The following is an 11157-nucleotide window of genomic DNA, read 5'->3' as shown; positions in this document are numbered from 1 at the left end:
AAAGATACAGAAAACTGTGAACATTAATCAGTTTACTGAACCTTATTCATATTAACCGCCGACTTTTTCACGCTTTTGAATGAGACCAAACAAAAACTTCTTAGCAGATTTTTGAATAAAAAATGAAATTTTAGAATTTCAGGTAATATAAACGCCCCGCCATAATGCTTGCATAACGATATCAATGGACGATGAGCAAGCACATGGCAACGAACGATTCAGTCACTTCTTTTCCTAAACCAAAGCCCCGGTTAGTTTCTGACAACCCAGTCGCTGGTGTTACTCGTTTTGCAAAGCAATCGCTACAGCCTGGTGAAGTTGCCTTAGTAGGTGCAGGACCAGGCGATCCTGAACTTCTGACGGTGAAAGCACTGAACTGCTTGCAGCAAGCTGACGTGGTTTTGTACGACTACTTGGTGTCTGAAGAAATCATGGCATTGATTCCAAGCGATACGATTTTGGTGTGCGTTGGGAAGCGAGCTGGGCATCACAGTGTGCCGCAGGAGAAGACGAATCAGCTTTTGGTGGATTTTGCCAAGCAGGGCTACAAAGTAGTGCGCATTAAAGGTGGGGATCCGTTTGTATTCGGTCGTGGTGGTGAAGAGTTAGAAGTGCTTGCTGATGCCGGCGTTCGTTTTCAAGTTGTCCCTGGCATTACCGCAGCAGCTGGCGCAACCGCTTATGCTGGTATTCCACTGACTCATCGTGATTATGCGCAATCGGCCATCTTTGTGACTGGCCACTTGAAAGAAGAAAGTGATGAGATGGATTGGTCCACGTTGGCGCGTGGGAATCAGACTTTAGTGATCTACATGGGGCTGATGAAATCACACTATATTCAGAATCAACTCATTAAACATGGTCGTTCAGCGTCGACTCCGATTGCCATTATTGAGCGTGGCACGCAGATTCAACAAAAAGTATTTACGGGAGAACTCTCCCAACTCTCTGATTTATCGAAGGAAGCACAATCGCCATCTTTGATTGTTGTCGGAGAGGTAGTGCGACTGTCTCAAAAGTTAGACTGGTTTTTGTCTAGTACTGAATTCAACAAAAGTGCTATTGCCAACTCCATATAATTTCAGACCAAAGATTAGAGACGTAATGCGCCTTCAAGCTTAAAAAGGAAATACAAAACATGGACCAACAACGTTTAACTCACCTTAAACAACTCGAAGCGGAGAGTATCCATATTATCCGCGAAGTTGCGGCTGAGTTTGATAACCCAGTCATGATGTATTCGATTGGTAAAGACTCATCAGTGATGCTGCACCTAGCGCGTAAAGCTTTTTACCCAGGTAAGATTCCATTTCCATTGCTGCATGTCGACACCGATTGGAAGTTCCGCGAGATGATTGAATTTCGTGATCGCACCGCGGCCAAATACGGTTTTGAGCTTTTGGTACATAAGAATCCAGAAGGTCTAGCCATGGGCTGTAGTCCGTTTGTTCATGGTTCTTCTAAGCACACTGACATCATGAAGACTCAAGGCTTAAAACAAGCGCTGAACAAGTACGGTTTTGATGCGGCCTTTGGTGGTGCGCGCCGCGACGAAGAGAAATCACGGGCGAAAGAGCGCGTGTATTCATTCCGCGATAAGAACCATACATGGGACCCTAAAAACCAACGTCCTGAGCTATGGAAGACCTACAACGGTCAGGTTAATAAGGGTGAGAGCATTCGTGTATTCCCACTGTCTAACTGGACTGAGCTTGATATCTGGCAATACATCTATTTAGAAAACATCGAGATCGTGCCGCTTTACCTCGCGGACAAACGCCCAGTTGTTGAACGCGATGGCATGCTGATCATGGTTGATGATGATCGTATGGAGCTTCAACCGGGTGAAGTGATTGAAGAGAAGAGCGTGCGCTTCCGTACCCTTGGTTGTTATCCATTGACCGGGGCCATCGAGTCTGAAGCAAACACTTTAACTGGCATTATTGAAGAGATGCTGGTGGCAACGTCGAGTGAGCGCCAAGGCCGAGCGATCGACCACGATCAGTCAGGATCGATGGAGCTTAAGAAACGTCAAGGTTACTTCTAAAGGATCTAAGGAAAGATAATGAACAGTGCAGTTGAAGCTCAATTAGCCGAGCTTGGTATCGAAGGCTATTTAACACAACACCAGTACAAGTCGTTACTTAGATTCTTGACTTGTGGCTCGGTGGATGATGGTAAAAGTACATTAATTGGTCGCTTACTCCATGACTCAAAACAAATTTATGAAGATCAGCTAGCGGCAGTGCATTCAGACAGCCAACGTGTGGGCACCACGGGTGAAAAGCCTGACCTTGCGTTGTTGGTCGATGGCTTACAAGCTGAGCGTGAGCAGGGGATCACTATTGATGTGGCTTACCGCTATTTCTCGACGCAGAAACGTAAATTCATCATTGCAGATACTCCTGGACACGAGCAGTACACACGTAACATGGCTACAGGTGCATCGACATGTGACTTAGCTGTGATTCTAGTTGATGCACGTAAGGGCATTCTCGATCAAACTCGTCGTCACTCTTTCATTTCCAACCTGTTGGGTTTGAAGCACTTTGTTGTGGCGATCAACAAGATGGACTTAGTGGATTACTCCCAAGAGCGCTTTGAAGAGATCCGCGACGAGTATCTGAAGTTCTCTGAGAATCTGACAGGGGATATTGATATTCAAATCATCCCGATCTCAGCGCTTGAAGGGGACAATGTGGTGGATAAAGGCCAAAACCTGACTTGGTTTAAAGGCCCATCATTGCTTGAGCTTCTTGAAACGGTCGATGTGGATCAAGAAAAAGGCGCGGGTGAGTTCCGCTTCCCTGTGCAATACGTTAATCGTCCTAACCTAGATTTCCGTGGCTTTGCGGGGACCATTTCTTCTGGTTCGATCAAAGTTGGTGATGCCATTAAAGCATTGCCATCGGGTAAAACGTCAACTGTGGCTCGTATTGTGACCTTTGATGGTGATATCGAAGAAGCTCGTGCCGGATTAGCTGTCACTCTGACGCTAAGCGATGAGATCGATATTAGCCGTGGCGATTTGATTGTTCTAGATAATGCTCAAGTGGAAACCACAAACCATTTGCTTGCCGATGTGGTATGGATGACAGAGCACCCCCTGCAACCGGGTCGTGACTATGACATCAAAATCGCAGGTAAGAAAACCGTAGGTCATGTTGAAGCGATTCGTCATCAATATGACATTAATAATCTCTCGACTCATAGCTCGGCAGAGCTGCCATTGAATGGTATTGGTTTGTGTGAATGGTCTCTTAATGAGTCAGTCGCGCTGGACAATTATCAAGACTGTGCAGATACCGGTGGCTTTATCATTATCGATCGTCTGACAAACGTGACGGTTGGTGCTGGCATGGTTAAAGAGAGCCTCGCCGTGGTTGAGCGCGATTTGACGGGCATCTCTGCGTTTGAAGTTGAGCTTAATGCGCTTGTCCGTAAACACTTCCCACACTGGGAAGCAAAAGACGTCAGCCAGTTTCTGAAAAAGTAACTGGCTTACCCAAGTACGATAATTTCAGGCTCTGTCTGCTGTTGTACTTGGGGCGTCGCTACCTAACTGAATTGCGAAATGTCGTTAGGTATTCTCCTAATACCAGAATGCTTCGGTGGAGCCCAAGAAAACCGAGCATTCTGATGTTCTTTTCGCTTGCGCTGATTTTTGTCTGTTTACTCGTTTGTCGGTGTTTCATGGATAAATGAGTCGTTGTTGTGCCCTTTGGGGCTATTTGGTAAGGAAAGGCTATGTGGGAACAAGGGTTTGTGTTAGCGATTTTGCTTGGCATTATCACTTGCTTGCTTGTCACGAAAATTAAGCCTAGTTACGTCTTTGCGGGTGCCGCTTTTATTGCATTCATGGCTGGGATGATGGATTCAGCCACTATCGCATCCAATTTTACCAACTCTTCATTGTTAACCCTGGTTCTATTGATTCTTGCATCCTGTGCTCTAGAAAAAACACTGCTGATCAGTTGGGTGAGCCGAAGTATCTCTGAGGGTCAGTTAGGCAGCGTGATTGCTAAGCTCGGTGTGTCGACCGCCTTGCTTTCTTCATTTACGAATAATACCGCTGTGGTTGTCTCATTGATTGGGGCGATTAAGCGTAATCAGCAGCATGCACCTTCGAAATTACTTATTCCCTTGTCTTATGCCGCCATTTTTGGTGGCACGTTAACTTTGATTGGTACGTCGACTAACTTAATCATCAACAGCTTTGTCGAAGACGCAGGCTTACCGAGCCTGAGCTTTTTTACACCTACGATGATAGGTTTGGCTGTGCTGGTGGGAGGGATGCTGATTCTTATCCCACTGAGCTACTTGCTACCGAATTATGATGATCAAAGTCAAGAAGATTTACCTTACTTTCTTGAGTCTCGCGTTGAGCCAGGCTCACCGCTAGTTGGGCGTACGATCAGCGAGAATAATTTACGTGCGCTGCGCAAACTGTTTCTTGCAGAAGTGGTGCGCGATGGTGTTACTGTTTCTTCTGTGGGACCGGATTTTGTGCTCAATGCAAAAGACCGCCTGTTATTTTGTGGCGATGTTGAGAGCGTCGCGACCCTGCAAGAAATTCCGGGCCTCAAGTTGTTTGGTCAGCAGCACTTAAATGGGCAAAACTTTATCGAAGTTGTGGTGAGCTCGTCGGCGACATTTTGCTACAAAACCCTCAAAGAGAGCCGATTCCGCGACCGATTCGATGCCGTTGTTGTGGCGATTCGCCGAGGCCACGAACGCCTAGAAGGTGGCTTGGGTAGTATTACCTTAGCGCCTGGGGACACGTTAGTTCTGGTTCCAGGAAAGCGTTTTGAGTCTGAACGCCGAGCTCATCGTAAAGAGTTTGTTTTAGTGCATGACTTGGACTCTAGCGCTCGGCTTGATACGAATAAGTCTTCCATTGTATTACTGGGCTTTGCAGCCGTAATTGGATGCGCTCTATTAGAGTTAGTACCGATTATTAAAGGTCTAGCTGCGTACCTTATCGCGCTTATTGCGTTTGGTATTGTGCAGATTTCAGAACTGCGCCGCCGTTTTCCGATCGATATCGTCGTGATTGTCGGTTCCGCTTTGTCTATTGCTCAACTGATGATCTCTTCTGGATTGTCAGAAAGAATGGGAGTGATGTTTATTGAAGCGTTTAATGGCTGGGGAGTATTTGGTGCCTTGGTGGCGACTTATATCATGACATTGGTACTCACTGAATTGGTGACAAACAATGCCGCGGCTGCGCTTTCTTTTCCTATCGGCTATAGCATGGCGGTGGGTTATGGCGTGGATCCGATGCCATTCATCATGGCGGTTTTGTTCGGCGCGAGTGCGAGCTTTATCTCTCCCTACGGTTACCAAACTAACCTGCTGGTGTACAGCGTAGGAAATTACAAATTGACCGACTACGTGAGAATTGGAGTGCCAATTTCGATTGTGTACTCTGTATTAGTACTTACTTTGATCCCGGTCTTTTTCCCGTTTTAATTCCGATATTTACAAGGATACGTTATGACTGCCGAAACGACGGTAAAAGATGAAAACATTGTTTGGCACCAGCATTCGGTTGATAAACAGTTTCGTGCTGAATTAAAGAAGCAAAAACCTGCCGTATTGTGGTTCACTGGCTTATCTGGAGCGGGTAAATCAACCGTAGCGGGGGCGTTGGAAAATCGCCTTGCAGCATTGGGTTACCACACCTATTTATTGGATGGTGACAATGTACGACATGGTTTGTGTAGCGATTTAGGTTTTTCTGAACAGGACCGTCGCGAGAACATTCGTCGTATTGGTGAACTGGCGAAGTTGATGGCAGATGCGGGTTTAATTGTTCTGTCGGCGTTTATTTCACCGCATCGTGCAGAGCGGAAGTTAGTGCGCGATTTATTGCCAGAAGGCGAGTTTATCGAAGTGTATGTCAATGCATCTCTAGAGGTTTGCGAAGGTCGAGATCCTAAGGGTTTATACCGTAAAGCCCGTGCGGGAGAGATTCCTAATTTCACTGGTATTGATTCGGAATATCAAGCGCCAGAGAGCCCTGAAATCGATTTGCCCGCGGGAGAAAAGAGTGTCGATGAGCTGGTGGATTTGTGCTTAATCGATCTTAAACAACGCGGTGTGATCCGATAAAAAAGCATTTAGATCATAGGTGACCTAAAGCTCTTTGAGCAGCTGGAGAAGTATTTGGATCATAGGTGATCAAATGCTTCTCAAGCTGGCTAGACGGTATGATGAACCGTACTTTTAGCTTCACTATGGACACTAAATCTATGATTTAACAGTGCAAGCATTTGATCGTAGTATTCGGCATGTGGTTTGTTTCCGAGCAAGGTACAGAGCTCATTGCCTGTGGGTGTGAAGCGGTAATATAAAAGGCGGACACCTTTACTGTTTACGTTCAGTGACAAGTTTTTACCTTGGTAGGTGAGGACCAACGGTGTTTCGATACTAATTTCGCCAGATTCAAGTTCGGCACTGTGCAGCAGCCCTAATTCAATTAAGAGCAACAAGCTTGAATACGGCAGTTGAAAACTTCCCATATTTAGGCTGTTAGCGACGTCTCGCTTGCCGAAGCTAAATATGCCTCCTTGGGCTTTGTAACCAATCAGCAGTTTTCTGCTGTGATCCCCTCCAAAACTGCACGCTAAAGAGGCGGCTCTTTGCAGAGTTTGTGCTTCCTTTGGTGACATATCCTTGAGGGTTTTCAACGCTTTCATGGACGTTGAACCCGGATTGGTCACTTCACGCTTCATCACTTGAGCCCATAGCTTTTGCATCGCGCTGTTATGGATGTCTTGAGCCATCTCAAAAAATCGATGCAACCAATCTTGGTCTGGCTCTCCCGCTGTCTCATCTCGGCATGAACTGTGCGCTAATTTTAAAATCTGTTCTAAGTTTTTTTGTCGCTGTTCTTGGCGTCGTTGCTCTCGCAATTGGGCTCTTTCAAACGCAGATTTGGCTGGCGGTTCGGTTTGCAGTAAGGCGTCAAGACCGTGTATTTGGGCTATGGTTTTTACCTTACTAGCACTGTCTTTTATGTAGCCTTGTTTCTTTTCTTGTTGCGTATTTTTTTTTGTGTCTGACTGATGTTCGATGACAACAGGTTGCTTTGTCGGGTCTGCCATTCGTTTTCCTACCAAGAACTGCGCGGTTCGCACGTTTAAATTTACACCTTATCTGACCAAGCGACCAGACAGGAGTTCTCAGTTTTTGAACGAATAGGGCTATTCAAAATGATAATGAGTTGTTAAAATTGTTATCGTTATTTTGGAGGGGCTATGAAGTTCTCAGAAGCAGGTAAACTCAAAAAGCACCTGTCGATAGCGTTTCTTTTGGTTATTTATGTGGGCGTGTTAGCGTATTTATCTCGTTATATCGTGTAGCACAAAGCTAAAAAAGGCGCCAGTGTGACGCCTTAGGTGTAGCGAGGCTTATCGACGACTTAAATTACATATCGTCGTAGGCTTCTATTTCTGATCCCTCAATAACGTAAGCCGTTTCTGCCAGTTCGTGGTTTATCGTCTCGGTTTTCAACGTTCCAACCACATATATAACATCCCACAACTCTTGAACAGGCGCGCCTTTCGGAAACTTCACGTAAATGATCTGGTTTGGAGGCGGTGGTGGCACGTGAATACAAGCTCCAAAATATGGCACCAATAAAAATTCAGTGACGGTATCGGCATCACCTTCAAGTGGGATAACAAACCCCGGAATTTTAACTTGGCTTCCGTTCAGTTCTGGTCGAACGTTACCAATCTTGGACTGCTGGGCTGCGCCACCACTGTGATCAGATGCGGGCATGCCTATACTGTCGAACAATTTACGCTCTTTTTCTGGAACAAGGTCAATCCAGTCAAGCTTTAATGGTTCTTCGCTGGCCATAACAGGCGCTGTGAATGCGACGACCAGCAAGCAACTTGCGAGTATTTTTTTCCACATTTTATTAAATCCTTATTGTCATTCCGTCACTCAGTGACTGTCGGTAGGCGCGGAGTGCGGGAATGAAACCAATCACAATACCAGCGCATTGTACGAAACCTAATAGCATCCACTCATAAGTAGATAAGATGCTTAAGGTGAGATGTATTCCATAGTGCTGTTGGATGATCGGCTGCGCGATAGCAAGAATGGCATACAGCCCAGTAACGCCAGTAATAATACCAGCAGCAGTAAGCAAGCTAGCTTCACTAATTAAGAGTGAGAAAACATGACGAGGCCTTGCTCCCATGGCACGCAAAATCGCCATTTCACGGCGGCGTTCCTGTAGGCTAGTTAATAGACTGCTTAACATACCTAACAACCCTGCAATCACGACAAAACCAGATACTGCCATTAGGGCTTGCTCTGCAACCGACATCATTCCCCATAACTCATGCAACGCAACGCCGGGCATAATGGCGCTAAGCGGCTCTTTGGGGTAGGTGTTAATTTGTCTTTGCAGGGCGAAAGTTTGAATACGAGATTTCAAACCAACGAGCATAGCGGTAATTTGTTTGGGCTGAAAGTCTCTGTTTTTGAGATCTTGTGCCTTGGGTGTCGGGCCCAAACGCGCACCACTTTCCCATCCGACGTGAATGGCTTCGATTGCTTCTAGTGATACATGGACGGTTTTGTCGACTGGTGTTCCTGTAGGTGCAAGGATACCGACAACTTTAAATGGCAGATTGTCATGACGGCTAAAGCCAACGTCGCTAATGCCGTGGGCAATGATGATTTCGTTACCGATATCATAACCAAGTTGTTTAGCGACATCAGAACCTAGCACGGTTTCAAATAAACCATTGAATTCTCTACCCTTGCTGAATGTTAGTGGTTGCTTACTTCCAAACTTGTAATGCTCAAAGTAACTGTGATTGGTTCCCATAACTCGGAAGCCTTTATGCGAGTCGCCAAGCGAGATTGGAATAGCCCAATCGACTGAACGATGATTGGCAAACTCTTGGTAGCTTTTCCAATCGATGTTGTTGGTCGCATTACCAATACGAAACACAGAATAGAGCAATAGGTTCACTTGCCCAGAGCGTCCACCAATAATGAGGTCAGTGCCTGAAATTGTATTGGCGAAGCTATCCTTGGCTTGAGTTCGGATACGCTCGACGCCCAAGAGGAGTACCACTGAAATCGCAACGGTCATGATGGTTAGAATTGCCGTCGCTTTGCGGTTCATCAAGCTTTTCCAGGCGAGCTTTACAACAGCACTCATGATATGGCTCCTAGGCTAGATACTTGATTAATGTCGGGTAGATTGAGCGTGCGATCGAATAAGGGTTCGAGTGTTGGGTCGTGGCTAACGAATACCAGTGTGGCATTGGCTTGATTCGCTTGCTCCATAAGGAGCTCAATAAATGCTTTACGATTGTCATAGTCTAAAGCTGAGGTTGGTTCGTCAGCGATCACTAACTCTGGATGTCCTATCAGAGCTCGAGCCGCAGCCACACGTTGTTGTTGACCAATACTCAATTCAGAGACAGGGCGTGTATGAAGCTCGTTTGGCAAGTGCAGTCGTTCTAGTAGGGCCTGAGCCTGTTCATTTAACGTTTGAGATGAGACACCTAAATGGGCACGGTCACGTCGTATTTTACTGAACTGACATGGCAATAATACGTTTTCAAGTACGTTAAGGTACGGCAATAAATTGAACTGTTGAAAGATGTAGCCAATATGATTGGCGCGAAAGCGGTCTCTCTGACTGGCACTTAAACTAGCAAGGTCAGTATCGAGTACAGATAGAGAGCCTGAAGTTAATGTGTTAATCCCCGTCAACAAAGCGAGCAAGGTCGATTTACCGCAGCCACTTGGACCTTTGATAAACACATGCTCGCCTTGTGTAATGTGTAATTTGGGGATGTGGATGGTTGGGTTGGTTGAACCGGGCCAGAAAAATTGGGCATCCTCTAGCTCGACAACATTTGGTGTGGTTTCAGTCATATTAAATCACCAAAGCTGTGGCGTGTAAGTGGGTACTCACACGCCACTCGTGTTATTTGATTACGATTTGGGTGTTATCTTTGCTTAATTTAATTGCTGATTGCATGGTATCTGTGAATATATTGACGCTGATGGACTCTGTAGTTGGGAATTGGTTAAACCAATCGGTTTGGATTTGGCTAAGCTGATTAACTTGTTCGCAATTGAAGCGATATTGCACCGAAAATTCACCGTGACCGCCATGATCGTGCGCCTCATCATGATCGTCATGGTGGTCATGTTTATCATGATGTTCATTATGATCATGGTGTTCGTGTCCTTCATGATCGTGATGTGCATGGTCATCATGGTCGTGCTCACTATGATCATGTTCCTCATGAGTTTCGCTTAGGTTGTGGCTCACGTAAGCTTCTTCAACATTACAATCAGCTTGTGAGTTAATAGCGAACAATGCGTTGCTGTCTTCGAGTGTAGCGACGGCTTGTTTAAGCGCTTGCTCTTGTTGTGCGTTTTCTGGAGCATGTTCGAAACCCACAACATCAGCTCCAGGAGCTGTGATCTCTACTAACAGATCTTTGCCATCTTGGGCGATATTAAACTCGACGTGACCATGCACATGAGCACCATGCTGGCGGTATTCGTTTGCATTCGCTGCTGTCGATAAAGTGAGGCCAATAGCAAGGGCTAAAACGTGTTTTGATGACATTGTATTTTTCCTAATTTTACTGGCATTAACCAAAGGCGGTATTGCTCAGATTCGAGTTTCACTAAGTCATTGTTCCCTGACACACTAGGTGCGGAAATGAACTCAATAATTTTGAGTGTGGAATAGTTTGGAAATTAAGCAAAATAAGGAGGGGCACGAGCAGCGCCAAGAACTTCTTCGCCGTACACGAGATGCAAAAAAACATGATGATGCTGGGCGCGCGTAAAAGTCGGTGTAGAGAGGGTAGGTTGTACCTTTGCTATACCGTGCTGAACACCAGAAAATAATTGGCAATGATGATGGGTATGATGGTCGGGCGTCAGATCGACTTGATGAAGTACAACCGCAAAGTTCCAAGCGATCAGCAACGCAACACTGAAAAATAAAGCAGTGCGATACCAATATCTTAGTGTTTTTTGCTGGTGGTGGTACATCTGAGCTCCTCTTACCGACTGTTATAATATAACACCCATAATGAATAAAAGTTCACTCTTTTGTTGGCTAGCAGAAAAATTTAACTCCACACATACGTGCCG

Annotated in this window: 11 protein-coding genes; 5 read left to right on the top strand and 6 right to left on the bottom strand. The window is 45.7% G+C overall.

Annotated elements, in window-relative coordinates:
• Nucleotides 1-203 precede the first annotated feature (203 nt).
• The 5 genes from cobA (at nucleotide 204) to cysC (ending at nucleotide 6114) form a co-directional block, all read left to right on the top strand.
• Nucleotides 204-1079: a uroporphyrinogen-III C-methyltransferase gene (cobA, locus tag R7P69_RS10425; protein WP_031780800.1), complete on the top strand. Its 876-nt coding sequence runs from the start codon at nucleotides 204-206 to the stop codon at nucleotides 1077-1079.
• A 59-nt stretch (nucleotides 1080-1138) separates the two neighbouring features.
• Nucleotides 1139-2047: a sulfate adenylyltransferase subunit CysD gene (gene cysD / locus R7P69_RS10420; protein WP_005379592.1), complete on the top strand. Its 909-nt coding sequence runs from the start codon at nucleotides 1139-1141 to the stop codon at nucleotides 2045-2047.
• A gap of 18 nt (nucleotides 2048-2065) precedes the next feature.
• Nucleotides 2066-3496, top strand: coding sequence for a sulfate adenylyltransferase subunit CysN (gene cysN / locus R7P69_RS10415; RefSeq protein ID WP_047101905.1), 1431 nt, complete (start codon nucleotides 2066-2068; stop codon nucleotides 3494-3496).
• A 251-nt stretch (nucleotides 3497-3747) separates the two neighbouring features.
• The gene (locus R7P69_RS10410) at nucleotides 3748-5472 is read left to right on the top strand and encodes an SLC13 family permease (RefSeq protein WP_047101907.1); all 1725 of its coding nucleotides are present in this window, start codon (nucleotides 3748-3750) and stop codon (nucleotides 5470-5472) included.
• A gap of 24 nt (nucleotides 5473-5496) precedes the next feature.
• Entirely contained in the window at nucleotides 5497-6114 is a 618-nt protein-coding gene (cysC, locus tag R7P69_RS10405) for an adenylyl-sulfate kinase (protein ID WP_213965503.1), read from the top strand.
• An 89-nt stretch (nucleotides 6115-6203) separates the two neighbouring features.
• Here cysC and R7P69_RS10400 read toward each other — a convergent pair whose 3' ends face one another.
• The 6 genes from R7P69_RS10400 to R7P69_RS10375 all read right to left on the bottom strand — a co-directional run bounded on the left by R7P69_RS10400 (nucleotide 6204) and on the right by R7P69_RS10375 (nucleotide 11055).
• A complete protein-coding gene (locus R7P69_RS10400) occupies nucleotides 6204-7109 on the bottom strand; it encodes a TIGR03899 family protein (protein WP_005379599.1) in 906 nt (301 codons plus the stop codon).
• Between the two features lie 322 nt (nucleotides 7110-7431).
• The gene (locus tag R7P69_RS10395; protein ID WP_005379600.1) at nucleotides 7432-7926 is read right to left on the bottom strand and encodes a DUF3299 domain-containing protein; all 495 of its coding nucleotides are present in this window, start codon (nucleotides 7924-7926) and stop codon (nucleotides 7432-7434) included.
• 4 nt (nucleotides 7927-7930) lie between these two features.
• Nucleotides 7931-9190, bottom strand: coding sequence for an ABC transporter permease (locus tag R7P69_RS10390; RefSeq protein WP_182015967.1), 1260 nt, complete (start codon nucleotides 9188-9190; stop codon nucleotides 7931-7933).
• Complete coding sequence (locus R7P69_RS10385; RefSeq protein WP_238952189.1) at nucleotides 9187-9915, bottom strand: ABC transporter ATP-binding protein; 729 nt, start codon at nucleotides 9913-9915, stop codon at nucleotides 9187-9189. The genes R7P69_RS10390 and R7P69_RS10385 overlap by 4 nt, the downstream gene beginning before the upstream one ends.
• A gap of 52 nt (nucleotides 9916-9967) precedes the next feature.
• On the bottom strand, nucleotides 9968-10621 hold the full coding sequence (gene zrgA, locus R7P69_RS10380) for a zinc uptake protein ZrgA (RefSeq protein ID WP_025768357.1): 654 nt from the start codon (nucleotides 10619-10621) through the stop codon (nucleotides 9968-9970).
• Between the two features lie 134 nt (nucleotides 10622-10755).
• Nucleotides 10756-11055 (bottom strand): DUF2607 family protein, encoded by a 300-nt coding sequence (locus R7P69_RS10375; RefSeq protein WP_005379608.1) that lies wholly within the window; start codon nucleotides 11053-11055, stop codon nucleotides 10756-10758.
• Nucleotides 11056-11157 lie beyond the last annotated feature (102 nt).

This window comes from Vibrio sp. 661 (assembly GCF_033339315.1).
In the GTDB taxonomy this organism is placed as follows: domain Bacteria; phylum Pseudomonadota; class Gammaproteobacteria; order Enterobacterales; family Vibrionaceae; genus Vibrio; species Vibrio alginolyticus.
This window is presented reverse-complemented; position numbering and strand designations above follow the sequence as displayed.

What these genes read in the sequence shown, in the direction of transcription:
- R7P69_RS10375 (WP_005379608.1), bottom strand. Translation starts at nt 11,055, where the DNA reads ATGTACCACCACCAGCAAAAAACACTAAGATATTGGTATCGCACTGCT.
- zrgA (WP_025768357.1), bottom strand. Translation starts at nt 10,621, where the DNA reads ATGTCATCAAAACACGTTTTAGCCCTTGCTATTGGCCTCACTTTATCG.
- R7P69_RS10390 (WP_182015967.1), bottom strand. Translation starts at nt 9,190, where the DNA reads ATGAGTGCTGTTGTAAAGCTCGCCTGGAAAAGCTTGATGAACCGCAAA.
- cysN (WP_047101905.1), top strand. Translation starts at nt 2,066, where the DNA reads ATGAACAGTGCAGTTGAAGCTCAATTAGCCGAGCTTGGTATCGAAGGC.
- R7P69_RS10395 (WP_005379600.1), bottom strand. Translation starts at nt 7,926, where the DNA reads ATGTGGAAAAAAATACTCGCAAGTTGCTTGCTGGTCGTCGCATTCACA.
- R7P69_RS10400 (WP_005379599.1), bottom strand. Translation starts at nt 7,109, where the DNA reads ATGGCAGACCCGACAAAGCAACCTGTTGTCATCGAACATCAGTCAGAC.
- cysD (WP_005379592.1), top strand. Translation starts at nt 1,139, where the DNA reads ATGGACCAACAACGTTTAACTCACCTTAAACAACTCGAAGCGGAGAGT.
- cobA (WP_031780800.1), top strand. Translation starts at nt 204, where the DNA reads ATGGCAACGAACGATTCAGTCACTTCTTTTCCTAAACCAAAGCCCCGG.
- R7P69_RS10385 (WP_238952189.1), bottom strand. Translation starts at nt 9,915, where the DNA reads ATGACTGAAACCACACCAAATGTTGTCGAGCTAGAGGATGCCCAATTT.
- R7P69_RS10410 (WP_047101907.1), top strand. Translation starts at nt 3,748, where the DNA reads ATGTGGGAACAAGGGTTTGTGTTAGCGATTTTGCTTGGCATTATCACT.
- cysC (WP_213965503.1), top strand. Translation starts at nt 5,497, where the DNA reads ATGACTGCCGAAACGACGGTAAAAGATGAAAACATTGTTTGGCACCAG.